Origin of the sequence: Aminobacter carboxidus (assembly GCF_014863355.1) — a bacterium.
Taxonomy (GTDB): Bacteria; Pseudomonadota; Alphaproteobacteria; order Rhizobiales; family Rhizobiaceae; genus Aminobacter; species Aminobacter carboxidus.
In genome coordinates this window covers 114,578-141,002 of record NZ_JACZEP010000010.1, presented here as the reverse complement: position 1 = coordinate 141,002, position 26,425 = coordinate 114,578, and the positions used below count along the sequence as shown (strand labels likewise).

30 protein-coding genes are annotated in these 26,425 nt (G+C 62.7%); 14 read left to right on the top strand and 16 right to left on the bottom strand.

Annotation, left to right across the window (positions count from 1 at the left end; genetic code table 11):
• Position 1: 1 nt before the first annotated feature.
• The 5 genes from IHE39_RS24455 to IHE39_RS24435 form a co-directional block, all read right to left on the bottom strand.
• Positions 2-196, bottom strand: coding sequence for an RNA-binding protein (locus IHE39_RS24455; RefSeq protein WP_343070125.1), 195 nt, complete (start codon positions 194-196; stop codon positions 2-4).
• A gap of 22 nt (positions 197-218) precedes the next feature.
• Positions 219-437, bottom strand: coding sequence for a hypothetical protein (locus tag IHE39_RS24450; RefSeq protein WP_192568282.1), 219 nt, complete (start codon positions 435-437; stop codon positions 219-221).
• 193 nt (positions 438-630) lie between these two features.
• Positions 631-1,431, bottom strand: coding sequence for a GGDEF domain-containing protein (locus IHE39_RS24445; RefSeq protein ID WP_192568281.1), 801 nt, complete (start codon positions 1,429-1,431; stop codon positions 631-633).
• Between the two features lie 148 nt (positions 1,432-1,579).
• Positions 1,580-2,020, bottom strand: coding sequence for a GNAT family N-acetyltransferase (locus IHE39_RS24440; RefSeq protein WP_192568280.1), 441 nt, complete (start codon positions 2,018-2,020; stop codon positions 1,580-1,582).
• A 20-nt stretch (positions 2,021-2,040) separates the two neighbouring features.
• Positions 2,041-2,442: a rhodanese-like domain-containing protein gene (locus IHE39_RS24435; RefSeq protein WP_192568279.1), complete on the bottom strand. Its 402-nt coding sequence runs from the start codon at positions 2,440-2,442 to the stop codon at positions 2,041-2,043.
• A gap of 78 nt (positions 2,443-2,520) precedes the next feature.
• On the opposite strand from IHE39_RS24435, the gene ftrA reads away from it, so the two are divergent.
• Positions 2,521-3,510, top strand: a complete 990-nt coding sequence (gene ftrA, locus IHE39_RS24430) for a transcriptional regulator FtrA (RefSeq protein WP_246485618.1) — start codon at positions 2,521-2,523, stop codon at positions 3,508-3,510.
• A gap of 147 nt (positions 3,511-3,657) precedes the next feature.
• Here the strand turns inward: ftrA and ugpC are convergent, their stop codons facing one another.
• From ugpC to tlpA, 5 genes are all read right to left on the bottom strand, one after another.
• Positions 3,658-4,704 carry a sn-glycerol-3-phosphate ABC transporter ATP-binding protein UgpC gene (gene ugpC / locus IHE39_RS24425; RefSeq protein ID WP_184774010.1) on the bottom strand — a complete coding sequence of 349 codons (1,047 nt, stop codon included), beginning with the start codon at positions 4,702-4,704 and terminating at the stop codon, positions 3,658-3,660.
• Positions 4,704-5,552 (bottom strand): sn-glycerol-3-phosphate ABC transporter permease UgpE, encoded by an 849-nt coding sequence (gene ugpE, locus IHE39_RS24420; protein ID WP_192568303.1) that lies wholly within the window; start codon positions 5,550-5,552, stop codon positions 4,704-4,706. Before ugpE ends, ugpC begins: the two co-directional genes overlap by 1 nt.
• Positions 5,553-5,613: 61 nt before the next feature.
• A complete protein-coding gene (gene ugpA, locus IHE39_RS24415) occupies positions 5,614-6,498 on the bottom strand; it encodes a sn-glycerol-3-phosphate ABC transporter permease UgpA (RefSeq protein ID WP_192568277.1) in 885 nt (294 codons plus the stop codon).
• Between the two features lie 213 nt (positions 6,499-6,711).
• Entirely contained in the window at positions 6,712-8,022 is a 1,311-nt protein-coding gene (ugpB, locus tag IHE39_RS24410; protein WP_184774006.1) for a sn-glycerol-3-phosphate ABC transporter substrate-binding protein UgpB, read from the bottom strand.
• 369 nt (positions 8,023-8,391) lie between these two features.
• Positions 8,392-9,084, bottom strand: a complete 693-nt coding sequence (gene tlpA, locus IHE39_RS24405; RefSeq protein WP_192568276.1) for a thiol:disulfide interchange protein TlpA — start codon at positions 9,082-9,084, stop codon at positions 8,392-8,394.
• 33 nt (positions 9,085-9,117) lie between these two features.
• Between tlpA and argH the strand changes: the two genes are divergently transcribed.
• The 3 genes from argH to lysA all read left to right on the top strand — a co-directional run bounded on the left by argH (position 9,118) and on the right by lysA (position 12,094).
• A complete protein-coding gene (gene argH / locus IHE39_RS24400; RefSeq protein ID WP_192568275.1) occupies positions 9,118-10,518 on the top strand; it encodes an argininosuccinate lyase in 1,401 nt (466 codons plus the stop codon).
• A gap of 70 nt (positions 10,519-10,588) precedes the next feature.
• The gene (locus IHE39_RS24395) at positions 10,589-10,795 is read left to right on the top strand and encodes a lipoprotein (protein WP_192568274.1); all 207 of its coding nucleotides are present in this window, start codon (positions 10,589-10,591) and stop codon (positions 10,793-10,795) included.
• 30 nt (positions 10,796-10,825) lie between these two features.
• Positions 10,826-12,094 carry a diaminopimelate decarboxylase gene (gene lysA / locus IHE39_RS24390; RefSeq protein WP_192568273.1) on the top strand — a complete coding sequence of 423 codons (1,269 nt, stop codon included), beginning with the start codon at positions 10,826-10,828 and terminating at the stop codon, positions 12,092-12,094.
• Positions 12,095-12,130: 36 nt separating this feature from the next.
• On the opposite strand, the gene IHE39_RS24385 is transcribed toward lysA, so the two are convergent.
• Entirely contained in the window at positions 12,131-12,676 is a 546-nt protein-coding gene (locus IHE39_RS24385; protein ID WP_246485617.1) for a DUF6428 family protein, read from the bottom strand.
• A gap of 42 nt (positions 12,677-12,718) precedes the next feature.
• Here IHE39_RS24385 and IHE39_RS24380 point away from each other — a divergent pair, with 42 nt between their 5' ends.
• The 6 genes from IHE39_RS24380 to IHE39_RS24355 all read left to right on the top strand — a co-directional run bounded on the left by IHE39_RS24380 (position 12,719) and on the right by IHE39_RS24355 (position 18,875).
• Positions 12,719-13,066: an ArsR/SmtB family transcription factor gene (locus IHE39_RS24380; protein ID WP_192568272.1), complete on the top strand. Its 348-nt coding sequence runs from the start codon at positions 12,719-12,721 to the stop codon at positions 13,064-13,066.
• A gap of 144 nt (positions 13,067-13,210) precedes the next feature.
• On the top strand, positions 13,211-13,633 hold the full coding sequence (gene arsC / locus IHE39_RS24375) for an arsenate reductase (glutaredoxin) (protein WP_210327679.1): 423 nt from the start codon (positions 13,211-13,213) through the stop codon (positions 13,631-13,633).
• 49 nt (positions 13,634-13,682) lie between these two features.
• Positions 13,683-14,369 carry an arsenical resistance protein ArsH gene (gene arsH / locus IHE39_RS24370; RefSeq protein ID WP_192568301.1) on the top strand — a complete coding sequence of 229 codons (687 nt, stop codon included), beginning with the start codon at positions 13,683-13,685 and terminating at the stop codon, positions 14,367-14,369.
• Positions 14,370-14,455: 86 nt separating this feature from the next.
• Positions 14,456-14,770 (top strand): ArsR/SmtB family transcription factor, encoded by a 315-nt coding sequence (locus IHE39_RS24365; RefSeq protein ID WP_192568270.1) that lies wholly within the window; start codon positions 14,456-14,458, stop codon positions 14,768-14,770.
• A gap of 39 nt (positions 14,771-14,809) precedes the next feature.
• Positions 14,810-16,045 (top strand): arsenite efflux MFS transporter ArsK, encoded by a 1,236-nt coding sequence (arsK, locus tag IHE39_RS24360; RefSeq protein ID WP_192568269.1) that lies wholly within the window; start codon positions 14,810-14,812, stop codon positions 16,043-16,045.
• Positions 16,046-16,277: 232 nt separating this feature from the next.
• Positions 16,278-18,875 (top strand): TIGR02302 family protein, encoded by a 2,598-nt coding sequence (locus IHE39_RS24355; protein ID WP_192568268.1) that lies wholly within the window; start codon positions 16,278-16,280, stop codon positions 18,873-18,875.
• A gap of 307 nt (positions 18,876-19,182) precedes the next feature.
• Here the strand turns inward: IHE39_RS24355 and IHE39_RS24350 are convergent, their stop codons facing one another.
• On the bottom strand, positions 19,183-19,809 hold the full coding sequence (locus IHE39_RS24350) for a glutathione S-transferase family protein (RefSeq protein ID WP_192568267.1): 627 nt from the start codon (positions 19,807-19,809) through the stop codon (positions 19,183-19,185).
• A gap of 94 nt (positions 19,810-19,903) precedes the next feature.
• Positions 19,904-20,764 (bottom strand): LysR substrate-binding domain-containing protein, encoded by an 861-nt coding sequence (locus IHE39_RS24345; RefSeq protein ID WP_192568300.1) that lies wholly within the window; start codon positions 20,762-20,764, stop codon positions 19,904-19,906.
• A 314-nt stretch (positions 20,765-21,078) separates the two neighbouring features.
• Here IHE39_RS24345 and IHE39_RS24340 point away from each other — a divergent pair, with 314 nt between their 5' ends.
• Positions 21,079-22,023 carry a DMT family transporter gene (locus tag IHE39_RS24340; RefSeq protein ID WP_192568266.1) on the top strand — a complete coding sequence of 315 codons (945 nt, stop codon included), beginning with the start codon at positions 21,079-21,081 and terminating at the stop codon, positions 22,021-22,023.
• Here IHE39_RS24340 and IHE39_RS24335 read toward each other — a convergent pair.
• From IHE39_RS24335 to IHE39_RS24325, 3 genes are all read right to left on the bottom strand, one after another.
• A complete protein-coding gene (locus IHE39_RS24335) occupies positions 21,990-22,385 on the bottom strand; it encodes a response regulator (protein WP_192568265.1) in 396 nt (131 codons plus the stop codon). The genes IHE39_RS24340 and IHE39_RS24335 overlap by 34 nt on opposite strands.
• A gap of 63 nt (positions 22,386-22,448) precedes the next feature.
• A complete protein-coding gene (gene hpt / locus IHE39_RS24330; protein ID WP_184773976.1) occupies positions 22,449-22,991 on the bottom strand; it encodes a hypoxanthine phosphoribosyltransferase in 543 nt (180 codons plus the stop codon).
• A gap of 9 nt (positions 22,992-23,000) precedes the next feature.
• Complete coding sequence (locus tag IHE39_RS24325) at positions 23,001-23,597, bottom strand: hypothetical protein (protein WP_246485616.1); 597 nt, start codon at positions 23,595-23,597, stop codon at positions 23,001-23,003.
• A 292-nt stretch (positions 23,598-23,889) separates the two neighbouring features.
• Between IHE39_RS24325 and ftsE the strand changes: the two genes are divergently transcribed.
• From ftsE to IHE39_RS24310, 3 genes are all read left to right on the top strand, one after another.
• Entirely contained in the window at positions 23,890-24,549 is a 660-nt protein-coding gene (gene ftsE, locus IHE39_RS24320; protein WP_184773974.1) for a cell division ATP-binding protein FtsE, read from the top strand.
• On the top strand, positions 24,542-25,567 hold the full coding sequence (locus IHE39_RS24315) for a cell division protein FtsX (protein ID WP_246485615.1): 1,026 nt from the start codon (positions 24,542-24,544) through the stop codon (positions 25,565-25,567). The genes ftsE and IHE39_RS24315 overlap by 8 nt, the downstream gene beginning before the upstream one ends.
• A 164-nt stretch (positions 25,568-25,731) precedes the next feature.
• Positions 25,732-26,358 carry a YdcF family protein gene (locus IHE39_RS24310; RefSeq protein ID WP_434781338.1) on the top strand — a complete coding sequence of 209 codons (627 nt, stop codon included), beginning with the start codon at positions 25,732-25,734 and terminating at the stop codon, positions 26,356-26,358.
• Positions 26,359-26,425 lie beyond the last annotated feature (67 nt).

Genomic DNA, 26,425 nt, shown 5'->3' with positions numbered 1-26,425 from the left:
TCTACTTCTTTCCCCATCGGCTTTCCGCCGCCTTCCTAGCAATCTCGGCGCGCCGCTCTGGCGTCATATTCTCGGCGCGCTTCTTACCGCCCTTGGCACCAAGCGCCTTGGCGGCAGGGTCTTTGCCATCGTCTATTACGTCGTCGGCTTCTTCACCGGTAGCAATGCGCATGATCTTGACGGCGTTGCCGATCACGTCGGCGGGTCGCTTCTGGCCTTTAGGTCCGGTTGGCATCTTTATAGAACCACACAGCGTTGTCGTCGGGTCGATTGTCTATCCTAGCGTCATGTGCTCGGGCGAACTCGTATGCCCGCCCCCGCGCTCCATCGTCCGGCTCCCCCGGCGGGAAAAGCAGTTCATAGACATCATAGGGAACCCGGGCACCTTTGCCGGGCTCCAACCCTCCGAGTATCTTGCCGAGATCGTCGAGGGTCATCCTCACCTCCTACATGCTTTCCGCTAAGCATATAGGAGGTTCCGCCTTTGGGAGCAAACCGGCTGCGGCGGTTTCGCCTGAACGTCAGATTTCAAACTGAGACACTACCCGGCTTCCATCTCGGATCAAAAGCGGTGCAGCATCGGCAGGAGCCGATATCAGCTAACCGACCGTCTCTGCGACCTGATGACCTTCAGTTCAGGAGATTGGGCTGATACCAGCTCGGTGTCATCTCCGACGGCATCGCTGCGAGCTCGACACGGTTGCGTCCCGCGCCCTTGGCTTCGTAGAGATGCAGGTCGGCGACGCGGAACAGTTCTTCGAACACCACTGGCCGGTCGAACAACGCACCGCCGACGCTGACCGTCAGCACATGGCTGTTGCCGCCGGGCCTGAACGGCGCGTCGGCCACCGAACGGCGGATGCGCTCGGCGATGTCGGCGGCATTGACCGGCGTCACGCCGGGCAAAAACACCGCGAATTCCTCGCCGCCAAGACGGCCCAGCATGTCGTCGCCCCTCAGGCAGGGCTGGATCGCCGCAACGATGAGGCGCAGCGCCTCGTCGCCCTCGGCATGGCCGAAGCGGTCGTTGACCGACTTGAAGTGATCGGCATCGATGACCAAAAGCGCGCCGATGGCGCGCTTTCGCCGCGCGATCTCGCCGGCCAGCACGTTTTCGACCCGGGTCGAAAACGCCCCCCTGTTGAGGCAGGCGGTCAGCGCATCGGTCGAGGCGGCGACGACGAGCTTGTGGTTGACGATCGCCAGCTCACGCAGCTTGAGCGTCAGGTAAAAGAACAACGGCCCTGCCAGCAGGATCGGCACGACAGTTGCCTCGATCAGCCCGAGATGCAGCACCTCGGCACTGGCGTTGCGGAACACCGCATAGGTCACCGCAAGCGACACCGCGATGCAGCCCAGTGTGCCGAACACGGTCCATCCGGCGAGTTGCAGCCATGCGCTAGGCGAAAGCTTCTTCAACGATACCGGCAACCCTGCCACCTCCTTGATGCCTCAACCGATCATCGATCGTGCTGCATGAACAGGAGGTTAGCGCGGGGCGTCAAATGCGAGCGATCACTGCAACGAGTTGCGCTCGGCCGGTCGTGCGTCGGTTAGGATATGCCAATATCGGCCGGCCTCATCGGGCTGTCTTCGCAGAACGCACGTGCTTTTTGAAGCGCATCTTTGGCTGGCCAAGACCGCCTTCGCGCTCGTAAAAGCGGATCGCATCCCAATTCCGCAGCGGCGTTTGCCATTCCATCCGCTCCACCCCCGCTTCCTCGGCCACAAGACCGACATGGTCGAAGAGCTGCTTTCCAATTCCCTGTCCGCGCGCAGTCTCGTGCACGAACAAGCAGTCGAGGTGGGCAAACCGGCCGGCAGTCCACAGCGCGTAGTCGAATGTGATAGCTGCATAGCCGATCAGGGTTTTCTCATCTTCAGCTACGATAAGATGTGCAGGAGGTTCACGAGCATCGAGAATGGCGACGAGATCGGCTTCATTCACGCATGCGCTCGCCCGCTCGAAGAGCGCATGTTGCCGGATCAAGTCCAGCAACTGTGCGGCGTCTTTGGGCAAGGCCTTTCTGATTAGAACCGTCACGCTGTCTTGGAAGCTGCAAGCGCAAAGCCTTCGTCGAGCCATCCGGTGATGCCGCCCGCCATGATCTTGACGGGGCGTCCCAACTCAGCGAACCGCAAAGCGCCGCGTGCCGCGCCGTTGCAGTGAGGACCGGCACAATAAGTCACGAAAATCGTATCGTCGGGCCACTCGACCATCTTCGACCGAACGATCTTGCCGTGTGGAAGATTGATGGCGCCCGGTACATGGCCCTTGGCAAACATCGCTGGGCTGCGCACGTCGACAAGCACGAAGTCAGCGCCCTTGCCGAGCGCCTCATGAACGTCCCAGCAGTCGGTTTCAGAAGTAAATTCAGCAGCGAAATGTTGCCGGGCGAGCTCGCTAGGTGCGGGTGGGATAGCGGTAACTGATGTGGTCATATCGGTCTCCTTTCCCTTTGTGTCTACGATTTGGCCCCGTGCTTGCAATTGGCAAGAATGACAATATACGTAAAGATCATGCCAAAGTTGACTGGACCCCTGGTTGTCGCCCTCCTTTACGACGGGCTGTGTACCTTTGAATTCGGCATCGTCGCCGAAATCTTCGGACTCTCTCGGCCTGAATTGGGATCGGGATGGTACCGGTTCGCCAGTTGTGCGGTCGATGAGGGGCCGATGCGTGCCCATGGCGGGTTCGTCATCGTCGCCGACAACGGCCCGGAGGTCATCGAACAAGCCGACATTGTTGTCGTTCCAGGCTGGAAGGGTGCTGACGTTCCCGTCCCTGAAGCGCTGTGCCAGCAACTGCGAGCGGCTCACAGGCGCGGGGCCCGGCTGGCGTCCATATGTTCCGGCGCATTTGTTGTTGCTGCGACGGGTCTGCTTTCGGGTGGTGCAGCAACGACGCACTGGCGTTATGCCGACAAGCTGCGCCGAAATTACCCCGACATCGAGGTTGATGACACCTCTCTGTACCGCGCTCATGATCGTATCTACACATCAGCGGGAAGCGCGGCGGGGATCGATCTCCTGATCGAGATCGTCAGGCAGGATTTCGGGGCGGTTGCAGCGAACTCAGTCGCTAGACGTCTCGTGATGCCCGCGCACCGAACGGGGGGACAGGCACAGTTTCTTGAACGGCCTGTTCCGATCCGGGAAGGGCTGGAAATCGCCCCGCTTCTTGACCGCATACGGGCCGATCTTGCGACCAACTGGAGCATCGAACGGATGGCACATGAAACCCGGATGAGCATGCGAACATTTCTGCGCCGGTTTTCCGAAGCCACAGGAAAGACCCCGGGGGATTGGATCGCGGCCGAACGTGTCAGCGAGGCGAAGCGCCTGTTGTGTCAAGGCAACGCGAGTATGGAGGCGATCGCGTTGGCAGCAGGTTTCGGAAGCTCCCATACGCTTCGACATCATTTTCGGAAAAAAGTCGGGATAAGCCCGGGTGAATATCGCGCACGTTTTATGATCGAGATGCCCGATAAACAGATGGCATCGGCCTAAGGTGTCAGTTCGCCCGTACCGGAACTGACCCCTAACGCCCGCGCCCTAGAGCAATTCCAGGAAAAGTGCGCAGCGGTTTTCCGTCCGGAATTGCGCAAAAACAAGAAGATAGAGCGATTCCGCGATTCGAAGAAAAGCGGAAATGCTCTAGACCCGCTTGCCGTCGCTGCCGAAGAAATGCAGCTTTTCGCGCCGCGCAAAGATCGGCAGCTGGTCGCCGACCAGCACCTCGGTCCGGCCGGCCACGCGCACCACGATCTTGCCGCCGCCGGCGGCGCAATAGAGAAAACTCTCTGATCCGACCGGTTCGACGCCGTCGACCCTGGCCATCAGCCTGAGCCCGTCGCTCGAGGTCGCGCCATCGGCGCCGACCTCGCAATCCTCGGGCCTGAAGCCGATCATTGTCGCATTGCCTGACACTTCAGGCAGCGTGATGGCGTCTTCGAGCTGGCCGCCGCGCAGCGGCAGGAGGTTCATCGGCGGTGCGCCGATGAAGGAGGCAACGAAGGTCGAAGCCGGCTTTTCATAGATGTCGAGCGGCGCGCCGAGCTGTTCGACAAGCCCGGCATTCATCACCACCAGCACGTCGGCGAGCGTCATCGCCTCGAGCTGGTCGTGGGTGACATAGACCGAGGTGACGCCGAGCTTGCGCTGCAGGCTCTTGATCTCGACGCGCATCTGGCCGCGCAGCTTGGCATCGAGGTTGGACAGCGGCTCGTCGAACAAAAAGACCTTGGGGTTGCGCACGATGGCGCGGCCCATGGCGACACGCTGGCGCTGGCCGCCCGACAGTTCGCGCGGCCGGCGCTCGAGCAGGTGCTCGAGCTCCAGCGTCTGGGCTGTCGCGCGCACGCGCTTGTCGATCTCGTCCTTGGGCGTGCCGCGGTTGCGCAGGCCATAGGCCATGTTGTCGTAGACCTTCATATGCGGGTAGAGCGCATAGTTCTGGAACACCATGGCGATGTCGCGCTCGGTCGGGCCGATGGCATTGACCACCTTGCCGTCGATCGAGCAGGTGCCGGCCGAGATGGTCTCGAGCCCGGCGATCATGCGCAACAGCGTGGACTTGCCGCAGCCCGAGGGGCCGACGAGCACGCACAGCGCCTTGTCGGGAATGGCGATGGACACGCCCTTCACCGCTTCGACCCCGCCGGCATAGACCTTGCGTACGTCCTTGAGATCGACGGTTGCCATTATTTCTCCGTATCGACGAGGCCGCGGACGAACCAGCGCTGCATCAGCACAACGACCAGGATGGGTGGCACGATGGCCAGCATTGAGGTGACCATCACCAGATGCCATTCGGTATCGGCATCGGCAAACGAGATCATCTTTTTCAGCGCAATGACGATGGTGTTCATGTCGTTGCGGTTGGTGACGAGCAGCGGCCACAGATATTGCGTCCAGCCATAGATGAACAGGATGACGAACAAGGCCGCGATATTGGTGCGCGACAAGGGCAGAAGTATATCCTTGAAGAAGCGCCACGGGCCGGCCCCGTCGACACGCGCCGCTTCGACCAGTTCGCCCGGAATGGTCAGGAAGAACTGGCGAAACAGAAGTGTTGCGGTGGCCGAGGCGATCAGCGGCACGATCAGCCCGGTATAGGTGTCGATCAGGCCGAGATCGACCATCACCTTGTAGGTCGGCAGGATGCGGACCTCGACCGGCAGCATCAGCGTGATGAAGATCAGCCAGAAAAACACCATGCGCAACGGAAAGCGGAAGAACACGATGGCATAGGCCGACAGGATCGAGATGATGATCTTGCCGATGGCGATGCCGAGCGCAACGATGGTGGTGTTGAACAGAAGTGTCGTGACGCTGACCCCGCCGATGCGCCCGACCCCGCCGAACAGCGCTTCGGAATAGTTCTCGACAAAACGGTCGCCGGGCAACAGCGGCAGCGGCGGGCGCAGGATGGTCTGCAGCGAGTGGGTCGAGGCAACGAAGGTGTAGTAGATCGGAAACGCCACAATCACGATGCCGAGGATCAGGATGGCATGGGCGACATAGATGCCGGCCTTCGACTGGCCGATCATCAGCTTGTCGTGGCCGCTTGCGGGCGGAAGGGCTTTCGGCTCAGCCATAAGGGCCTTCGGCTCAGCCATAATGCACCTTCTTTTCGACATAGCGGAACTGGATCGCGGTCAGCGCGATGACGATGACCATCAGGATCACCGACTGTGCCGCCGAGTCGCCGAGGATCAGATTGACGAAGCCGTCATTGTAGACCTTGTAGACCAGCGTCTCGGTCGACTTGCCCGGCCCGCCGCCTGTCACGGCATGGATAATGCCGAACGTGTCGAAGAAGGCATAGACGGTGTTGACCACCAGCAAGAAGAAGGTGGTCGGCGCCAGCAGCGGAAAGACGATCGTCCAGAAACGCTTGTTTTCGCCGGCACCATCGATCGCCGCCGCCTCGATCAGCGTCTTGGGGATCGCCTGCAGGCCGGCGACGAAAAACAGGAAATTGTAGCTGATCTGCTTCCATGATGCGGCGGCAACCACCAGCGCCATCGCGTGCTCGCCGTCGAGCAGCGGGTCCCAGTTGATGCCGAGCCAGCGCAGGCCATAGGCCAGCGAGCCGATCGAGGGGTTGAACAAAAACAGCCACAGCATGCCGGCAATCGCCGGTGCCACCGCATAAGGCCAGATCATCAGCGTGCGGTAGAGGTTGCGGCTGCGCACCACCTTCTCGGCCATGACGGCGAGCAAAAGTGCGGTGCCCATGGCAACGGCTGCCACCGAGACCGAAAAGATCGCCGTGACCTGGATCGAGTTGAGGTAATTGGGGTCCGACAGCACCTTCTTGAAATTGTCGAACCAGACGAATTTCGACGACAGGCCGAACGGATCCTCGCGCAGCATCGACTGGCGCAGCGCCTGGCTGGCCGGCCAGTAGAAAAACACCAGCGTGATCGCCAGCTGCGGCGCCACCAGCAGATAGGGCAGGATCTTGTTGGGAAAGACGACGCGTGGGGACAATGAGGGCCTCTTGTTACGCGTTTGTCAGAAGCTGGATGGCATCGCTGCCGTCCTTCGGCCCAGCGTTGGCGCCGCCCCTCACCCTTGCCCTCCCCCGTAAACGGGGCGAGGGCGGCGTCCACCTTGCCGCTTGTCCTTTCTCTCCCCGTTCGCGGGGGGAGAAGGTGCCGGCAGGCGGATGAGGGGCAGCGCTACGATGGCATCAAGCTGATGTCAGTTGCCGATCGCTTCCTGGATCGCCTTGTTGCCGCGTGTCACCGCATTGTCGAGCGCCTGCTGGGCGGTCTGCTGGCCGGCGAGCATCTTTTCGAACTCTTCGTTCTCGATGTCGCGGACCTGCGGCAGGTTGATCAGGCGCACGCCCTTGGAGTTTTCGGTCGGCGCCTTGCCCATCATCTGCGTGATCGGAATCTCGCGGCCCGGGTTCTTGTCATAGAAGCCCGACTTCTTGGTTTCGTCATAGGCAGCAATGGTGACCGGCAGGTAGCCCGATACCTGGTGCAGGCGGGCCTGGATCGGCGTCTGCGACAGGAAAGTGAAGAAGGCTGCGACGCCCTTGTACTCTTCATCCGACTTGTCGCCGAAGACCCAGAGGCTGGCGCCTCCCGGAATGGTGTTCTGTGGCGTGCCTTCGAGATCGGGATAATAGGGCAACTGGCCGAGGCCATAGTTCATGCCCGACTTGATGACGTCGCCCAGGCCGCCCGAAGATTCGGTGAACAGGCCGCATTCGCCGGCGAGGAAAAGCTGCTTGGCCTCGGACGTGCGACCGCCATACTTGAAGGTGCCGTCCTTGGCGAGGTCGGCGATGGCCTGGAAGTGCTTGACGAAGGGCTCCGAATTGAACTTCAGCTCGACGTCTGTCCCGGCAAGGCCGTTTTCGTTGGTGCCGTACTGAAGGTTGTTCCAGGCGGCGAAATTCTCCAGGCCGATCCAGGTCAGCCAGGTCGAGGTGTAGCCGCAATTCGCAGCGCCGCTGGTCTTGATCTTCTTGGCGGCTTCGAAGACTTCAGGCCAGGTCTTGGGTGGATTATCGGCGTCGAGACCGGCCTTCTGGAAGATGTCCTTGTTGTAGTAGAGGATCGGCGACGACGAATTATAGGGGAACGACAGCATGGTGCCGTCGGGCTTGGAATAATAAGCGACGATGCCGGGCAGGTACTGGCTCTTGTCGAAAGCCTTGCCGCCCATCGACAGGATGTCGGCGACCGGCTTGATGGCGCCTTCGGCACCCATCATGACACCCGTGCCGACGTCAAAAACCTGGATGATGTGCGGCGCCTGCTTGGCGCGGAAAGCGGCGATGCCGGCGTTCAGCGTCTCGGGATAGGTGCCCTTGAAAACCGGAACGATCTTGTAGTCGCTCTGGCTCTCGTTGAATTCCTTGGAAAGCTGCTCGACGACCTCGTTGTTCGCGCCGGTCATGGCATGCCACCATGAGATCTCGGTGACCGCGAAGGCGGAGGTGCTGGACAACAGCGTCATGGTGGCGGCAATTCCGGCCGCGAAGCCTAGGGTCTTCATTGTCTCGCTCCCGTTCTGGTTGGCGAAATGTTTAGTTCCGCTAGGACCAGTATTGTCGGATTATGACAGCGCGACAACAGTTTTGTAGCGATCGTATGAAGGTCGCATTTGGCGCGCTTCGATTTCGCTTTCGCCACAACCTCCTGACAAGCTTTCGCTTTTTTAAAAAACGAAAGCAATTTGCCGAGAATTGGACTCGTCTCAACTGTCGGCAACGCCGGCTAATGAAAGGCCGGAAATGGAATATATGTGCCGCCAGACGCCCTTCGCGGAAAAAAACCGCGAAGATGGCGGCGCCTAAGGTGCAATCTGAAATTGCAGTTGCGCAGCGCTAAACGTGTGTGGACACGCAAGGCCTTGATCCCGGCCTTATTCGGCGAGTGCCGCCTCGATCAGCTTTTTGGCGTCGGCGCCGGCCCATTCGGCGGGGCCGTTCATGTTGGCGAGCAGGCAGCCTTCGCCGTCGATCAGCAGTGTCACCGGCAGGCCGAGCGCCAGCCCGCGCTTCTTCAGATCGTTGAACACGCCAAGCGTGTTGTCGCGGTAGTGACCGAGCGAGGCGACACCGGTTTCTTCGAGGAACTTCTTCGGCTTGGTGTCGTCGCCGGTATCGACATTGATCGCCACGACCTCGAACTCCTCGCCGCCCATCTCACGTTCGAGCGCGTCGAGTGCCGGCATCTCGGCGCGGCACGGCGCGCACCATGTCGCCCACAGATTGACCAGAAGCGTACGCCCCCCATGGTCGGCAATGGTCATCGGCTTGCCCTCGGGGTCGTTGAAGGCAAGCGTCTTCAGCGACTGCGGCGGATCGGCCGGCATCATTGCCGCGACATGGCCGGTGGCCGCCGCGCCCACGACCTTCGCCCTTTCGGCCTTCGCCGCGCAGAGCTTGTCGTCGGGGCTTGTTGCCTTTGTATCGGCAATGACGCTCGGCTGCGGCGTCTTGTTGCCAGGAAGGGTCGTGCTGACATATACCGCGACCGCGCCGGCGATCACGCCCGCAACGGCGGCAACCAGGATATGGCGTGGGGTTGGAAACATTTTTCTGCGGTCCGACATCTAATCAATTTTCTCCGGAGCCCGGGTATCACGATGAGCGACAAGAAGGCCAGCAACCAGATGTGGGGCGGACGTTTTGCCTCGGGCCCGGCGGCGATCATGGAGGCGATCAACGCCTCGATCGGCTTCGACAAGAAGCTCTACGCCCAGGATATAAGAGGTTCCGTCGCCCACTCCGAGATGCTGGCGGAAACGGGCATTATTTCAGCCGACGATCAACACAAAATCGCTCACGGGCTGAACACGATCCTGCGAGAAATCGAAGACGGCACATTTGCCTTCTCGACCCGGCTTGAAGACATCCACATGAATGTCGAGTCGCGCCTCGCCGAGCTGATCGGCCCGGCGGCCGGGCGCCTGCACACCGCGCGTTCGCGCAACGACCAGGTCGCCGTCGACTTCCGGCTCTGGGTCAAGGACGAGTTCCACCGCGTCGCTGCAGCGCTGAAGGGGCTGATCGCCGCTTTCCTCGAACGCGCCGAGCAGCATGCGGCAACCGTCATGCCCGGCTTCACCCATCTGCAGACGGCACAGCCGGTGACCTTCGGCCACCATTGCATGGCCTATGTCGAGATGTTCGCGCGTGATTTGAGCCGCGTCCGCGACGCCATCGAGCGCATGAACGAAAGCCCGCTCGGTGCCGCCGCCCTTGCCGGCACCGGCTTTCCGATCGACCGTTTCCAGACCGCCAAGGCACTCGGCTTCCGCGAGCCGACCCGCAACTCGCTCGACAGTGTCTCGGACCGCGACTACGCGCTCGAGTTCCTGTCGATCGCCGCGATCTCGGCCACCCACATGTCGCGGCTTGCCGAAGAGATCGTCATCTGGTCGACGCCGCAATTCGGCTTCGTGCGCCTGTCGGATTCCTTTTCCACCGGCTCGTCGATCATGCCGCAGAAGAAGAACCCCGACGCCGCCGAGCTGGTGCGGGCCAAGACCGGCCGCGTCAATGGCCATCTGATCGGGCTTCTGACCGTGATGAAGGGCCTGCCGCTGACCTATTCCAAGGACATGCAGGAAGACAAGGAAGCGGTGTTCGACGCTGCCGAGACGCTCGACCTGATGCTGGCGGCGATGACCGGCATGGTCGGCGACATGACCATCAACGACCAGGCGATGAAACGCGCCGCAGGCTCCGGCTATTCGACGGCGACCGACCTTGCCGACTGGCTGGTCCGCGAGATCGGCCTGCCCTTCCGCGAGGCGCACCATGTCACCGGCCGCGCCGTGGCCCTGGCCGAAAGCAGGAAGCTTGGGCTCGAAAAGCTTTCGCTCGAAGAGCTCCAGTCGATCCATGCCGGCATCACCGCCGATATCTTTTCGGTGCTGTCGGTGCAGAACTCGGTCAGGAGCCGGACCTCGTTTGGCGGCACGGCACCTGTCGAAGTGAAGAAACAGATCCGTTACTGGAAGAAGAGACTGACGAAAGCTTGATTGAGCCGGGGTGCAAAGCCCAAGAATCTCCGCTACAAGCGGCGGGGAAATTTTCTCGGATGGATGGGTCATGACCGCTGGCAGGATTTTGGTGACGCTCGGGCTGATGGCGGCGGTCGGCATGGCTTCGGCCTGCGGCCGCAAGGGCGACCTCGATACGCCTTATGACGCCGCCGTTCAGGCGCAGAAGGATGCGCAGAAGGCCGGCCAGCCGGCGACGGCAACGCCGCAGAAACCGGTCGCAGACAAGCCGTTCATCCTCGACCCGCTGCTCTGAGCCGCACTTCATTTTCGAAAGCATGCTGCCGTGAACCATTTCGACTATCGTGACGGCGTCCTGCACGCCGAAGACGTGGCGCTGACCGATATCGCCGCTGCCATAGGCACCCCGTTCTACTGCTATTCGACAGCGACGCTGACCCGCCATTTCCAGGTCTTCTCCAAGGCCTTCGCCGATCTCGATACGCTTGTGTGCTATGCGCTCAAGGCCAATTCGAACCAGGCGGTGCTGACGACGCTTGCCAAGCTCGGCGCCGGTGCCGACACGGTGTCGGAAGGCGAGATGCGACGCGCGCTTGCCGCCGGCATCCCGGCCAGCAAGATCGTGTTTTCAGGCGTCGGCAAGACGGCGCGCGAGATGGACTTCGCGCTTCAGGCCGGCATTTTGTGCTTCAACGTCGAATCCGAGCCGGAGCTCGAACTGTTGTCGGCGCGTGCTGTGGCCAACGGCAAGATTGCCCCGGTGTCGCTGCGCATCAATCCTGACGTCGATGCAAAGACACACAAGAAGATCTCGACCGGGCTTGCCGAAAACAAGTTCGGCATCCCGCGCCAGCGGGCGCGCGAGGTCTATGCTCACGCAGCCGCCCTGCCCGGCCTCAAGGTCACCGGCATCGACATGCATATCGGCAGCCAGATCACCGAGCTGCAGCCCTTTGACGATGCCTTCGCGCTGATGGCCGAGCTGGTCGAAACGCTGCAAGCGGACGGCCACGCCATCGATCATGTCGATCTCGGCGGCGGCCTCGGCATTCCCTACAAGACCGACAACAACCCACCGCCTTTGCCCGACGCCTATGCCCGGATCGTGCACAAGCGCGTCGGCAAGCTCGGCCTCAAGGTGATGTTCGAGCCGGGCCGGCTGATCGTCGGCAATGCCGGCATCCTGGTTTCGGAAGTCATCTATGTGAAGGAAGGCGACGCCAAGAACTTCCTGATCGTCGATGCGGCAATGAACGACCTGATCAGGCCGACGCTCTATGACGCCTATCACGACATCCGTCCGGTTGTGCAGGCTGGGGCCGACGCGCCGCGCATGACTGTCGACATCGTCGGGCCGGTCTGTGAAACCGGCGATTATCTCGGCCTCGACCGCGACCTGCCCAAGCTTATGGCAGGCGACCTGATCGCCGTCGGCACCGCCGGCGCCTATGGCGCGGTGCAGGCCGGCACCTACAACACGCGCCTGCTGGTCCCCGAAGTGCTGGTCGACGGCGAGCGTTTCCACGTCGTGCGCAAGCGCCAGAGCTATGACGAGCTGATCGGGCTCGATTCGGTGCCCGACTGGCTCGCCTGACGGCGCGACTTCGCCATCAGCGAGCCGACCTCAAGCCTAACCGCAGCATGGCTGGCCCTTATCAGGTCCGCAGCACGACGCCGCCTGGCTTTGCGCGGCCAGCCACCGATCCCTTGGCTTGCAGCTGGCAGCCCTTGGCACAAGCTGCACATCGACCCGCCCATTGCTGACGGTAGCGGTCGAGGCCTTGTGCAGCTGCATCGGCGCCAGGCCATCGCTGACCTCGAAGGTAAGCTTTGCGGCAGGATCGAGCGACAGATGCTCGCTGACCTTGCCAATGATGGCCGCGAATTTGCCTGACGGCATGTGCGTGCGCTCGCCCTCGTCGACATCCCACAGCTGAATGAAGATTTCGGTCCAGGATTCGGGATTGGCGCCGCAGTCCAGTGCGGAGAACGCTCCAGCCTTGACCTCGGTGACGTGGTAGCCGGGCTTCACCGCCCGCCCGTCATAGCTGAACACCAGGGGCTTATCCCTATGATCTGCGAGCAAGCCGAGCAGGTCGCCAATTGTCATTTCGTCGGGCGTCATGTCGTCGGTTTTCGTGACCTGCTCAAATTCCCGGTTGTCAGGCGTCAGCATGTCAGCTATTCCTCATTTCGACATTTCTAGGATTGTTGAAATATGGATGAACGTCAAGCACTGATCGCGTTCGGGGCGATGTCTCAGGAAACGAGGCTCAAGATCGTTCGCCTGCTGGTCAAGGCCGGCCCCGATGGCATGGCCGCCGGCAGCATCGCCGACGCCGCAGCCGTCTCGGCCTCGAACGTATCGTTCCACCTCAAGGAGCTCGAACGCGGCGGACTGGTCGCTGCCCGTCGCGACGCCCGCTCGATCGTCTACTCGGCACAATATGATGCGCTGAGCGGCCTGATCCGGTTTCTCATGGAGGATTGCTGCGCCGGCAATCCGGCGATCTGCCAGCCGGCACTCACCCCATCCTGCTGCGAGCCGGCGGAGATCGCGTCATGACCTTTCAGCCCGGGCAGGTCGCGCCTGGTGTGAATCGTGAACCGCAGCAAAGGCGCGGCCCGGCAGTCGCTGCAACCAGCCAATCAGCCAACCAGCCAATCAGCCAATCAGCCAATCAGCCAAGCAATCAGAAAGGACTGCATGATGGACGTCACCATCTACCACAACCCCCAATGCGGCACATCGCGCAACACGCTTGCGCTGATCCGCAATGCCGGGGTCGAGCCAACAGTCGTCGACTACCTCGCGACACCGCCGAGCCGCGCCGTTCTCCAGGATCTGATCGCCAAGGCGGGGCTGACTGTGCGCCAGGCCATCAGGCAGAAGGGCACGCCTTATGCTGAACTCGGACTTGCGGATGCGACACTCAGCGACGATGCGCTGCTCGATGCCATGCTCGCGCATCCGATCCTGATCAATCGTCCCTTCGTCGTCACGCCCTTTGGCGTACGCCTCAGCCGTCCCTCGGAGGTGGTGCTCGAAATCCTGCCGCTGCCCCAGAAGGGACCGTTCCACAAGGAAGACGGCGAGCTGTTGATCGATGCCGAGGGAAACCGTGTTGCCTGAGGAAACCGCGTTTTTGGAGGCAACCGCATTGCCTGACCTGCCCAACATCATGGCAGAGGCGCAACAGCCGCCTGACGCCAGCCGCCTCTTTGTGCCGGCGTCGAACCACAAGCCGCGCATTCTGCTGCTCTACGGGTCGCTGCGCGAGCGTTCCTACAGTCGTTTCCTCACCTGGGAAGCAGCCCGCCTGCTGCAAAATTTCGGCGCGGAAACCCGCATCTTCGACCCCAGCGGGCTGCCCTTGCCTGACGGCGCGCCGACAGATCATCCCAAGGTCAAGGAACTGCGCGACCTCTCGCTCTGGTCGGAAGGCCAGGTCTGGACCAGCCCCGAGCGCCATGGCGCAATCAGCGGCGTCTTGAAGTCACAGATCGACTGGATCCCGCTCGCTGTCGGGTCGATCCGGCCGACACAGGGCCGCACCCTGGCGGTCATGCAGGTGTCAGGCGGCTCGCAGTCGTTCAACGCCGTCAACCAGATGCGCGTGCTCGGCCGCTGGATGCGGATGCTGACCATTCCCAACCAGTCCTCCGTTGCCAAGGCCTATCAGGAGTTCGACCCTGACGGCCGCATGAAGCCGTCCTCCTATTACGACCGGGTGGTCGATGTGATGGAAGAACTGGTGAAATTCACCTTGTTGACGCGCGATGTCTCGGGCTACCTCACCGACCGCTACAGCGAGCGCAAGGAAGATGCCGAAAAATTTGAGGCACGGGTCAAGCTAAAGGCCATCTGAACCTGCCACTGTCGTTTCATTGTTATATTTCCGCAATTGCCGAAATACCGATTGACGGCTCCGACGGAGGCATTTAGCCTATTTCCATGAACATCGAAACAGCGGCAAGTCAGCTTGAGGCACTCGGCAATCAGACCCGATTGCGGGTGTATCGGGCGCTCGTTCGCGCAGGTGTCGACGGTCTTGCCGTTGGACACCTGCAAGACAGGATCGGCATCGCTGCATCGACCCTTTCCCATCACCTGCATCGACTGATTGCAACTGGACTGGTCACGCAGGAGCGGCATGCGACGACGCTGATCTGCAGGGCCAACTACGCTGCCATGAATGGACTGGTCGGGTTCCTCGCCGATGAATGCTGTGCCGACGCAAAGGCTCCCGCGCAGGACGACGCCGCTTAATTTTGGCTGTTAATTTCGATAATCCCGGAAAGATCGAATATGCCCCGTCCAATTGAGCAGCGTTACGGTGCCGTGATCTGGGGCCTTGGGCTGACACAGATCATTGGCTACGGCACGCTCTACTATAGCTTCAGCATGCTCGCGCCCGACATGGCCCACGACTTCGGCTGGTCTCAGCAATGGGTGTTCGGGATATTCTCCGTCTCGCTGCTGATTGGCGGCTTTGCGGCTCCAACTATTGGCCGCCGGATCGACCAGCATGGTGCAGGTCAAATGATGGCGCTCGGCTCCGTGGTCGCTGCCTGCGCGTTGACTGTGTGCGCAATGGCCCCTGGTCGCATTCCCTTCATTGCGGGAATGGTTGTCATGGAGATTGCCTCGGCTTTTGTCCTTTACAACGCTGCCTTTGCGGCATTGGTGCAGATCACCCCGCAAACCGGGCAGAGAAGCATTACGCATCTGACCCTTATTGCAGGCTTTGCTTCGACCATTTTTTGGCCAATTACGTCCGAGCTCCACAAGTATCTGACCTGGCGTGAGGTCTACCTCGTTTTTGCCGTCCTCCACCTCGCTGTGTGCCTGCCTGTCCACTATTGGCTAGCACGGGCGATGGCGGCTGAGAGCAAGCGACAGGACCCAGCGAAAGACAGGAAAGTCGCACCAGTAGAGGCAAGCATAGCTTTTTCCGATCGGCGGCGAGCCTTCGCATTGATGGGCCTCGGCTTCGCCCTCGAAGGTTTTGTTCTCTCGGCCCTGCTTGTCCACATGGTGCCGCTGCTCACGGCCGTTGGGCTTGGAGCCAGTGCCGTATTGGTGGGCACACTGTTTGGTCCTGCCCAGGTGTTCAGCCGTTTTATCAATATGCTTGCAGGACGTGGGCTTTCGCCTTTGATGCTGGCGGTCATCTCCGCAACATTGCTGGTCGCGGGCCTGACGATGCTGGTGGCCACAGCGCCCTGGTTCGCCGGCGCCGTGGTATTTGCCATTGTCTTTGGCTTGGGTTCCGGCCTGACCAGCATCGTCCAGGGCGCCTTGCCGCTGGCGCTGTTTGGTTCTGAAGGCTACGGCGCCATGCTGGGCCGGATTTCCGCCATCAGGCTGATCGTCTCGGCGCTGGCACCGTTCATTTTTTCCATGCTGATGGCCCATGTCGGCACCTGGGCCGCCCTTGCGGTTGCCATCGTGCTCGGCATCGCCGCAGCCCTCGCCTTCGCTGCCATCGGCTGGCGGCGCCGAGGCAGGTTACCGGTGCCGCAAGGCATGACGACAAAATAGCCGCATCGCCTTTCGGGCGATGGACATGCCTTTCGGCGTTCACGGCAATCGATCGGCAACTGATGCCAACGTGCGCAATCGCGCCCATCGAAAGGTCGTGCTACAGGCCCGGCGCATCTGCTGGCAGCGTGGCTGCCAAGCTTCACGATTACGTAGGTCGCCTCGCCTTCGCCGTGATTGATGCTATTCTGCCAAAAGGCAGGTGGCCCGCGCCACCCATGCGGAAAGGCCGATGACGGAACCGACAAGACCAGCTTTGCACCGCAAACTCGCCGCCAGCCTGGGCCGGACGCGCCTGGCCATATCGGCGGCCATGGTCGTCGAGCGCGGCTGGCCGCTGGTGCTGCCGGCAATCGTTGTCGTGAGCCTGTTCGTCAGCCTGTCATGGCTTGGCCTGTTCAGGGTGCTGCCCGACATGGCGCGGCTGGCGCTGGCCATTGCCTTCGGCCTTGCCGGGCTTGCCGCACTTTATCCGTTGCGCTTTTTCCGCTTGCCGACATGGGTCGAGATCGACAGCCGTCTCGAACGTGCCAACCAGCTGCTGCACACCCCGGTGCAGGTTCAGACCGACCGGCCCTCGGGCAAGCCCGACGGCTTTGCCGACGCCTTGTGGCGCGAACACCAGAAGCGCATGGCCGAACGGCTCGGCAGCCTTGGCGGCGACCTGCCCAGGACGCGTGTGCCCGAGCGCGATCCATGGGCGCTGCGCGCTGGGGCCGCCTTGCTGTTTGTCTCAGCCTTTGCCCTCTCGTTCGGTCCGAGCGGCGGCCGCTTGGGCGACGCCTTCAGGGCGCATGCGGCGCATGACCTCGTTCCGCCGCGCATCGACGCCTGGGTGACGCCGCCGACCTATACCGGCAAGGCACCGATCTTCCTGACCGCCGATGCCAGCAAGGATGCTGGCGTCGTCAGTGTGCCCGAGGGCAGTGAATTGTCGCTGCGTGTCACCGGCGGCTCGGGCGAAGAAACCCTCGCCTTCACCGATGCTTCAGGCACGGTGCGCGACATCGCCCCGATGGGCCCAAAAGCCGATCCCGCAGCACCCGTGACTTCGGGGCCTGTCGCCACTGTCAGGCAGTTTGCCGACAAGCTCACCACCGAGGGTAAGCTTACGCTGAAGTCCGGCGACGACGAGCTCGACAGCTGGGCCTTCACCGTCATTGCCGACACGCCACCCAAGATCAGCTTTGCCGGCGAGCCCAAGCGCGCCGTCAACGGCACGCTGGAGCTGAACTACACTATCGAGGACGACTATGGCGCAGCCTCGGCCAAGGCCGACTTCGCCTTGGCCGAACAACAGGCGCCGAATGCCCGCCCGCTCTACGGCCCGCCCGAAATGCCGCTGTCCTTGCCGCGCCGCAATGCCGCCAAGAAGCCCATCAAGGCGACACGCGACCTGACCGAGCATGTCTGGGCCGGGGCTTCGGTGAAGCTCACCTTGCACGCCACCGACGACGCCGGCCAGCAAGCCAAAAGCGAAACCAAGACCATCATCCTGCCCGAAAAACCCTTCACCAACCCCCTCGCCCGCGCGGTGATCGAGCAAAGGCGGCTGCTTTCGCTCGACGCCAATGCCAGGGCGCGCGTGCTCGAGCTGATGGACGCGATCACGCTCAGGCCCGAAGATACGATCGACAACCTGTCGCATTACCTCGCCTTGATGAGCGCCCGCACCCGGCTCAAGATGGCCGGCTCCGACGATCAGCTGCGCGAGGTCGCAACCTACCTCTGGCAGGTGGCGCTCGGCATCGAGGACGGCGACCTGTCGGCGGCGGAAAAGCGCCTGCGCCAGGCCCAGCAGGCCTTGCAGGACGCGCTTGAACGCGGCGCCAGCGATGAAGAGATCGACAAGCTGATGGCCGAGCTGCGCGAGGCGATGAACGAATTCCTGCGCGAATTCGCCGAACGCAACCAGCAAAACCAGACCACCCAGGACCAGTCGCCGGGCCAGGAGCTGCGCCAGAGCGACCTGCAGCGCATGCTCGACCAGATCGAGAACCTGGCCAAGTCGGGCAATCGCGACCAGGCGCGTGAGCTTTTGTCGCAATTGCAGGACATGATGAACAACCTGCAGGCCGGCAAGCGCCAGCAGGGACAGCAGGGCCAGCAGAATTCCGAGATGCGCCAACAGATGGACAAGCTCGGCGAGATCATGCGGCGCCAGCAGGAGATGATGAACGAGACCTTCCGCATGGACCAGATGCAGCGCGGCCAGCAGGGCGACCAGCAGAGCGATCCGTTCGGCGACAGCGGCGAGCCCGGCCAGCAGCAGCAACAGGGCGAGCAAGGCAAGGACGAGCAGGGCAAGGGCCAGCAGGGCCGGCCGATGACGCCGCAGGAATTCGCCGATGCGCTGAAGCAGTTGCAGCAGGGCCAGGGCCAGCTCGAAAAGGATCTCGAAGCGCTGATGAAGGGGCTCGAGGGCCTTGGCATCAAGCCCGGCAAAGGTTTTGGCGACGCCGGTGAATCGATGAACCAGGCCGAGGGTTCGCTCGGCAAGGGCGAAGGCGACCGCGCCGTCGGCCATCAGGGCCGTGCGCTCGAAGCGCTGCGCCAGGGCGCCCAGGACATGATGCAGCAGATGCAGGCGATGCAGGGCGACCAGGGCGGCAGCGGCGAAGGCGGCCGCCAGCAGAATGCCGACCGCGACCCGCTCGGCCGGCCGCGCGCCACCACCGGCCCCGATTTCGGCGACTCGACCAAGGTGCCCGACGAGATCGACGTCCAGCGCGCCCGCCAGATCCTCGACGCCATCCGCAAGCGCCTGGGCAACGCGCTCAGCCCCGAACTGGAACGCAGCTATCTCGAGCGGCTGCTGGAGCTGAGATAGGCGGTTTTAGCGGCGGCGGGAGCTGCCTTGATTCGTGCGCCCTTACTGCACCGGCGCTCTCCGTCCCACCCCTCTCTGGCCTGCCGGCCATCTCCCCCGCAAGGGGGGAGATTAATCTTGCCGCCGACGGCGCTCATCCTGTGACGACGTAGAACCAGCTTTGCGGCGTTAGTGATTGGCTTCGGCGCCGATGACGGCCTGATCTCCCCCCTTGCGGGGGAGATGTCCGGCAGGACAGAGAGGGGTGTGAAGAAGCGCGAGGCCGAAAGTGCAAGGTCCCGCTCTGCCCTTCAGCCGCCCCCTCCCTTCACCCCGCAACCATGCCCGCCTCTTGCGCCATGGCATAATCCTTCTGGCTGGCGCGCTGGAAGGCGGGGCGTGCTGCGAGGCGCTCGACATAGTCGAGGAACACCGGCTTTTCGGGCAAGGTCTTGAGCACGCGGATGCCGAAATTGATGCCGCCGCCGATCTGGGTGTCGGCCGCGGTGAAGCGGTCGCCGGCGATGTAAGGGCGCGAGGCCAGCGTCTTTTCGAGATTGGCGACCATCTCGCTGAACGAGCCATAGGAATAGCCGCCACCCATGAATTCGTGGCCATGCGCCTTGGCCGCAAGCGTAGGGTCGAACACCGCATCGGCATAGACCAGCCAGGTCAGATAAGGCGCGCGCATCTTGTCGCCGATGGCGGGCGCAAGGCCGGCTTCGGGAAAGGCATCGCACAGATAGGTGCAGATCGCCGCCCGCTCGGTGACCACCACGCCGTCATGGACGATCGCCGGCACCTTCTTGTTGGGCTGGATCGCGCGGTATTCTTCCGCCACCCCGCCAGGCGCGCGGATGTCGACAGTCTCGATCTCATAAGGCGCGCCGAGTTCCTCGAGCAGCCAAAGCATGTTGGACGCGCGCGACCAAGGGGCGTGATAGAAGGTGATCATGGCTCTCTCCTCGTTCTGAGGGTGCCAGAATAGCACCGCCATCCTGACACCATTTTGTCAGGAGCGTTGGCAGGAGGTCGATTCAGTTTCGCATTCAGCGCCGTTGATGAAACGCCTCGCGGATGGCATCGGCCATGGCGTCGACGGCTTCGCTGGTGGCGCGCGGATTGCGGTGCAGCACCACCCTTGTCGTGTCGATCGCCCCAAAACCTTCTGTTTCGGTCAGTTCGCGGCAGTCCAGGGGAATGTTGGAGCGCGCCATCGGCGCCACGGCAAGGCCGGCGGTGACGGCCAGCGACAGCCCGTTGGTGGTGTCGCTGGTGTAGGCGAAGCGGTAGTCGATGCCGCGCCGTTCGAGCGAGCGCAGCGCATAATCGCGCGACCAGCCATGGCGGGTGTACATGGCGATCGGCAGCGGCCGCAGCATGTGCAGATGATGATGGATCGAGGTCACCCAGACGGTCGGGTCGCTCATTAGCACTTCGGCGCCTGAGGGATGCTGCCATTCGAACACCACCGCCAGATCAAGCTCTCCCGCCGCAAGGGCGGCCAGCTGCGACACCGAATAACCGAAGCGGACGGTGACCTCGACCTGGGAATGGCGCTTGGCAAACGCTCCGAGCGCACGCGACAGCACGGGCTGGCCATATTCCTCGGGCAGGCCGATCCGCACCGGCCCGCCCAGCGGTGCCGCGCGCATCGCCGAGGCGGTTTCGTCGAGCAGGGCAACGATGCGGCGGGCATTGGCGACAAGCTCGGTGCCGCGCTCGGTCAGTGCGACGCCGCGTGCGCCGCGCGCAAACAATGTGTCGCCGACGATCTGTTCGAGCCGCTTGATCTGCATCGAGATCGCCGACTGGGTGCGGCCGACGCCTTCGGCCGCGCGGGTGAAATTGCCGCTCTCGGCCACCGCGAGAAATGTGCGCAACAGGTCGCTGTCGAGGCGGGCGGTCATGAAAACGTTTTCAGCCATGAAAAAATCTAATGACTGTCATCATTTCAATTCGTTTGCATCGTGTCAAACGGCGGAGAATAGTCCCGCTACCCATTGGAAGGTGGCCGTCAGATGCGGCTGCCGACTGGTAGTTACTCACCCGCCGCGACTTTGCCGGCGGGTTTTTTTTGGCTCGGCGCATCGTTTTTGGCCGAATGCTCCGAAGACCGGACGCCCGCCGCTGGCCCAACAGGCAGCGCCGGCAAGCGCTCTCGCGCCGCCCGATCTCAGGCTACAATCGTCAGGACGACCTCACAGCTGGGCACCCCCATAACATGCGCAACAGAACGCTTGTCGGCATCCTTTGCCTATGCCTGGGCGTGCTGGTGTTTTCGATCCAGGACGCGCTGATCAAGGCGGTTTCAGGCACCTACCCGGTCAGCGAGGCGCTGCTGATACGCGCTGTCGTGGCGCTGCCGATCCTGCTTGTGCTGGTGCATCGCGATGTCGGGCTGGCGGCACTGGCCTCGCCCAACTGGCGTTTCCTTGCCACGCGCTCGGCGATCCTGTTTGTGTCCTACTGCGCCTATTACCTGGCGATCCCGGCACTGCCGATCGCCGATGCGGCAGCCCTTTTCTTCCTCGCACCGCTTTTGATCATGACCATGGCCGGCCCCTATCTCGGCGAGCGCCTGCCGTGGCAAAGCCTTTGTGCCGGCACCGTCGGCCTTTTCGGCGTCATCGTCATGGTCAATCCCGGTGCCGGCATCTTCGAATGGGCAGCCCTGCTGTCGCTGGCCTCGGCGTTTCTCTACAGCTTCTCGCAGCTGATGGCGCGCAAGGTCGGCGTCAGCGAAAGTGCAACGACCATGGCCTTTTACCAGAACGCCGCCTATCTCCTCGGCGCGGTGGTCATCACCACGGTCTTTGCCGCCACCGGCTTCCAGCAGACCGGGCATCCCAGCCTCGATTTCCTGATGCGGCCATGGCTCTGGCCAAGCCTCAGCGATTTCCTGATGATGGGCGCCTGCGGCGTCATTGCCGCTGCCGGCATGGTGCTGCTCGGCCAGGCCTACCGGCTGACCCCGGCCAACAAGGCGGCGACCTTCGAATATACCGGGCTGCTGTGGGCGCCGTTATGGGGCTTCCTGTTCTTCGCCGAGGTCCCCGGCTCAGGCACTGTCATCGGCGCCTTGCTGATCGTCGGCGCCGGCATCTTTGCGCTCAATGTCGGGACGCGGCCGCCTCAGGCAGCACCGGCAAGCGCCACGCTCGACTGAGCGGCGAGCGCCAGCGAGACGCGGTCGCGGATCTCCGACAGAGTGAACGGCTTTTGCACGACATCGATGATGATCGCGTCGAGTTCCTCGGCGCGTTCGCGCTGGTCGGCATAACCGGTCATCAACAGGATCGGCAGGCCGGGATAGGCGCGCGCCGCATTCTGCGCCATCTCGATGCCGTCCATCTCCGGCATGCGGATGTCGGAGACGACGAGGTCATAACAGCCGCGCGCCTGAAGGATGCGGTCGAGCCCTTCAGCACCATCGCACGCGACATCGACCTTGTGGCCCAAGCGTTCGAGCGCGCGGGCAGCGAGGGTACGGACGGACTCATCGTCCTCAACGATCAGAAGTTTTGCCATGGCGGCGATATTTGCCGCGACTGGTTGACGATTTCTGAACGCCGCAAAATTTGTGATCGCCGCTCAGGCTTCGCCTTTGACCACGCCGACGAAAGGCAGCTCGCGGAAGGCGTGCGCCACGTCCATGCCGTAGCCGACGACGAAATAATCGGGGCAGTCGAAGCCGACATAATCGGCGTCGAGGTCGGTCTTGCGGCGCATGCGCTTGTCGAGTAGCACGGCGATCGAGCAGCTCTTGGCGCCGCGCGACATCATCAGCTCGCGGGTGAACTTCAGCGTCTTGCCCGATTCGAGAATGTCGTCGATCAACAGCACGTCGCGGCCGGCAACCTCGTTGTCGATGTCGCGCAGCACACGGACCTCGCCGCTGGTGGTGCCCGCGCCGTAGCTGGAGATGAAGATGAACTCGACTTCCGGCGACAGGCCGACATCGTGCATGGCGCGGATCAGGTCGGCGGCAAAGATGAACGAGCCCTTCAGCACCGAGATGACCAAAAGGTCGGTGTAGTCGTGCGCCGCGATGTCCTTGGCCAGTTCGAGATTGCGCCGCGCGATCGCCGAGGCGGAGAACAGCACTTCGATTTCCTTGTCGCGCACAACAGGCATGACAGCATCCTATTCCGAAAAAGCGACCGTGACGGTCTTTATCCCGTTCATAGGCACGTCGAGCCGGCTCGAAAAGGCCCAACTTGCGCCCGGCGCCACCGGAACGGCCCCTGTCCCCAGCCTGTAGCGCAAGGTTTTGCCGTCATTGCCTGTCACGGCCACGTCGATCGGCGGCAACAGGGCCGGGCTTTGACCATCGTTGAAGGCGGCACCGTCGACCAGCAGCAGCGGCCTGACCCCGGAGCTGTCGATGCGCGAACTGATCTCGGCGATGCGCAGATCAGGCGCCTGCCAGGGCAGCGGCAACGCTGCCGCATGTACAAGCTGGTGCCCGCCGGCGACCCAAAACGCCACTGCTGCCAAGGAGATACCGGCAAGCCAGAAGATCGGCCCCCCGCGCACCGGCCCGGCCTCAGGGCGCAGTCGCGCCGAACGCAACATCTCCATGCCGCCGACATTGGCGGACGGGTTGGCGAAAACGGGCTGGGCGGCAGATGATTCGTTTTGGCGCTCGGCAGGCGTCACGACCTCGAAATCGGCGTCGATGATGTCACAAGCATGCACGCGCTGGAGCTGGGCGGAAGTGTCGCGGCCGTCATCGGTCATGATTTCGCCGGAAACCGGGCGTGCTTTCCGCTGCTCAGCCATCAGACCCCTTAGACATTTTGCTGAGAGGGGGTAAACGGAAATGGTTAATGCTTCGCCACCGAGGTGCCACAGCGCCCCACCCCGGACGGAAACTTAACCGTCCGTTAACCATGCGGACCCATGGTCGTTTCGTAGAAACGGGCAGCCAGGGTCCCGATGAATCTCCGTGGATTCGCAAGTTCCCATGGTTTCGTAAGTTCCCGGGGTTTCGCCAGTTCCCAGGGTTTCGCCACTTCAAGGTCTGTTGCACGTGATCCGCTTCGAGAATGTCGGCCTCAGATACGGGATGGGACCGGAGATCCTTCGTGACATCTCCTTCCACATCCCCGAGCGCTCGTTCCAGTTCCTGAGCGGGCCTTCCGGTGCCGGCAAGACCACCTTGCTCAGGCTGCTGTTCTTGTCGCTCAAGCCGACACGCGGCCTGATCAGCGTCTTTGGCAAGGACCGCTCGCGCATCACGCGCACCGAACTGCCGCTGATGCGCCGGCGCATCGGTGTGGTGTTCCAGGATTTCCGCCTGCTCGACCACATGACCACCTACGAGAATGTGGCGCTGCCGCTGCGCGTGCGCGGGCGCGAGGAGGCCAGCTACCGCACCGACGTCACCGAGCTGCTCAAATGGGTCGGCCTCGGCGAGCGCATGCATGTGCTGCCGCCGGTGCTGTCGGGCGGTGAAAAGCAGCGCGCCGCGATCGCCCGGGCGCTGATCGAGCAACCCGAAATCCTGCTCGCCGACGAGCCGACCGGCAATGTCGATCCGCCGCTGGCGCGACGCCTGCTCAGGCTGTTCATCGAGCTCAACCGGCTTGGCACCGCCGTCGTCATCGCCACCCACGATCTCGGCCTGATGGACCAGGTCGACGCGCGCCGCATGATCCTCGCCGGCGGGAGGCTCGACATCTATGACTGAGGCCCTGACCGACACCCGCGCCCACGACGACGAACTCGAAGACGAGTTCGAAGACGAGTTGGGAGGCGCCGGCCAACAGCAGCCGGCACCGCGCTTGCAGCGCAAGACCGCGCCCATCGTGCCGTCGCAGAACATCGCCGGCCGTGCTTTGGTGCTGGTCATCGCCATCATGACCTTTTTGTCGTGCCTGACATTGGGCGCGGTCACTTTGGTGCGCGACACCGCCTCGGTGTGGGAGAACCAGATTTCGCGCGAGGCAACGATCCAGATCAAGCCGGCCGAAGGGCTCGACATGGAGGCGGCACTGGAGACGGCGGCCCGCATCGCCGGCGAGTTTGCCGGCGTAAGCTCGACCAGGATCGTCGACCGCGCCGCCACCGCCCGACTGCTCGAACCCTGGCTCGGCTCGGGGCTGAACATCGACGAGCTGCCGGTGCCGCGGCTGGTGATCGTCACCATCGACCAGACGAGCCCGCCCGATTTCGGCGCCATGCGCGCGGCGATCACGCCCAAGGTGGCGACCGCAACCCTCGACGATCACCGCACCTGGGTCGACCGGCTGGTGGCAATGGCGCGCACCACCGTCACCATCGGCACCGGCGTGCTGGTGCTGATGCTGGCGGCGACCGTGCTGTCGGTGGTGTTTGCAACGCGCGGCGCCATGGCCGGCAACGGCCACATCATCGAGGTGCTGCATTTCGTCGGCGCCGAGGCCGGTTTCATCGCCAGCGAGTTCCGCCGCCATTTCCTGCTCACCGGCATGAAGGGCGCTGCCGCCGGCGGCGTCGCTGCGGTGCTGGTGTTCATCATCTTTTCCTGGTGGTCGTCGCTCAACCTCGCCACACCAGAAGCCGACCAGGCGACAGCCCTGTTCGGCAACTTCGCCATCGGGGTGAACGGCTATCTCGGCGTCGCCGTCATCGTTGCGGTGATCGGCGCGCTGACGGCTGCGACCTCGCATTTCACCGTCGTCAACTATCTCGGCGACATCGACGTGCAGCATCCGGAGAGGATGTGATCACCGATGATGTCACAATGTTGCAGAATGTGCTTAGATAGGCGCTGCAAAAGCCTCAATCCCTGCGTAACCATGGTTTCGTGATGGGTCAGAACACGCTCGCCGCATCGGGATCGGTTTCGGAAAGGAAATTCTACCCGGCCGGGCTCAAGCCGCGCCGGAGAATGATTTTTTTGCGCCGCCTATTGTTCATCCTCGTCGCGGCCGCCTTCATCTTCACCGGCGGTTTCGCGCTGTTTGCCACCCATGTCAGCAGCCTGACCACGCCCGCCAACCCTGAAAAAGCCGACGCCATCATCGTCCTGACCGGCGGCCAGTCGCGGCTGGACGCGGCACTCGACCTGCTCAAGGCCGGCAAGGGCGACCGCCTGCTGATCAGCGGCGTGCACCCCGCAGCGACGCGCCGGCAGCTGCAGCTGGCGACGCGCAGCGACAAGTCGCTGTTCAACCGCGTCGACATCGACCGCGCCGCGCTCGACACCATCGGCAATGCCGAAGAAAGCGCCAAGTGGGTCGAAAGCCACGATTATGCCCGCGTCATCCTGGTCACCAACAACTACCACATGCCGCGCAGCATGCTGGAAATGGGCCGGCTGCTGCGCAAGGCCAGCCTCGAGCCCTATCCGGTGGTCAATTCCAAGCTTGGCGAGGGCCGCTGGCTGACCAAGCCCGAGGCGTTCCGCGTGCTGTTTACCGAATACAACAAGTACCTGCTGGCGCTGGCGCGTGGCATCGTGCCGGTCAAGCCGACGACAGACGGCATCGTCGTCGTCCAGGCGGCCGCCGAATAGCTTCCGCACAAGCGGGCCCGCAAAAGCCGGATCCTGTGCGCGCCGCCGTTTTCCTTTTTGGGCGGCT

Excerpts from the sequence above, each read along its gene's own strand:
- IHE39_RS24340 (WP_192568266.1), top strand. The coding sequence starts at position 21,079 with ATGCGCAACAGAACGCTTGTCGGCATCCTTTGCCTATGCCTGGGCGTG.
- IHE39_RS24395 (WP_192568274.1), top strand. The coding sequence starts at position 10,589 with ATGACCGCTGGCAGGATTTTGGTGACGCTCGGGCTGATGGCGGCGGTC.
- IHE39_RS24355 (WP_192568268.1), top strand. The coding sequence starts at position 16,278 with ATGACGGAACCGACAAGACCAGCTTTGCACCGCAAACTCGCCGCCAGC.
- arsC (WP_210327679.1), top strand. The coding sequence starts at position 13,211 with ATGGACGTCACCATCTACCACAACCCCCAATGCGGCACATCGCGCAAC.
- IHE39_RS24380 (WP_192568272.1), top strand. The coding sequence starts at position 12,719 with ATGGATGAACGTCAAGCACTGATCGCGTTCGGGGCGATGTCTCAGGAA.
- IHE39_RS24350 (WP_192568267.1), bottom strand. The coding sequence starts at position 19,809 with ATGATCACCTTCTATCACGCCCCTTGGTCGCGCGCGTCCAACATGCTT.
- IHE39_RS24310 (WP_434781338.1), top strand. The coding sequence starts at position 25,732 with ATGATTTTTTTGCGCCGCCTATTGTTCATCCTCGTCGCGGCCGCCTTC.
- IHE39_RS24365 (WP_192568270.1), top strand. The coding sequence starts at position 14,456 with ATGAACATCGAAACAGCGGCAAGTCAGCTTGAGGCACTCGGCAATCAG.
- ugpC (WP_184774010.1), bottom strand. The coding sequence starts at position 4,704 with ATGGCAACCGTCGATCTCAAGGACGTACGCAAGGTCTATGCCGGCGGG.
- IHE39_RS24345 (WP_192568300.1), bottom strand. The coding sequence starts at position 20,764 with ATGACCGCCCGCCTCGACAGCGACCTGTTGCGCACATTTCTCGCGGTG.
- IHE39_RS24315 (WP_246485615.1), top strand. The coding sequence starts at position 24,542 with ATGACTGAGGCCCTGACCGACACCCGCGCCCACGACGACGAACTCGAA.
- arsH (WP_192568301.1), top strand. The coding sequence starts at position 13,683 with ATGGCAGAGGCGCAACAGCCGCCTGACGCCAGCCGCCTCTTTGTGCCG.
- arsK (WP_192568269.1), top strand. The coding sequence starts at position 14,810 with ATGCCCCGTCCAATTGAGCAGCGTTACGGTGCCGTGATCTGGGGCCTT.
- ugpE (WP_192568303.1), bottom strand. The coding sequence starts at position 5,552 with ATGATCGGCCAGTCGAAGGCCGGCATCTATGTCGCCCATGCCATCCTG.
- IHE39_RS24385 (WP_246485617.1), bottom strand. The coding sequence starts at position 12,676 with ATGCTGACGCCTGACAACCGGGAATTTGAGCAGGTCACGAAAACCGAC.
- IHE39_RS24325 (WP_246485616.1), bottom strand. The coding sequence starts at position 23,597 with ATGACCGATGACGGCCGCGACACTTCCGCCCAGCTCCAGCGCGTGCAT.
- ftrA (WP_246485618.1), top strand. The coding sequence starts at position 2,521 with ATGCCAAAGTTGACTGGACCCCTGGTTGTCGCCCTCCTTTACGACGGG.
- hpt (WP_184773976.1), bottom strand. The coding sequence starts at position 22,991 with ATGCCTGTTGTGCGCGACAAGGAAATCGAAGTGCTGTTCTCCGCCTCG.
- ugpB (WP_184774006.1), bottom strand. The coding sequence starts at position 8,022 with ATGAAGACCCTAGGCTTCGCGGCCGGAATTGCCGCCACCATGACGCTG.
- argH (WP_192568275.1), top strand. The coding sequence starts at position 9,118 with ATGAGCGACAAGAAGGCCAGCAACCAGATGTGGGGCGGACGTTTTGCC.
- IHE39_RS24450 (WP_192568282.1), bottom strand. The coding sequence starts at position 437 with ATGACCCTCGACGATCTCGGCAAGATACTCGGAGGGTTGGAGCCCGGC.
- IHE39_RS24335 (WP_192568265.1), bottom strand. The coding sequence starts at position 22,385 with ATGGCAAAACTTCTGATCGTTGAGGACGATGAGTCCGTCCGTACCCTC.
- IHE39_RS24435 (WP_192568279.1), bottom strand. The coding sequence starts at position 2,442 with ATGACCACATCAGTTACCGCTATCCCACCCGCACCTAGCGAGCTCGCC.
- tlpA (WP_192568276.1), bottom strand. The coding sequence starts at position 9,084 with ATGTCGGACCGCAGAAAAATGTTTCCAACCCCACGCCATATCCTGGTT.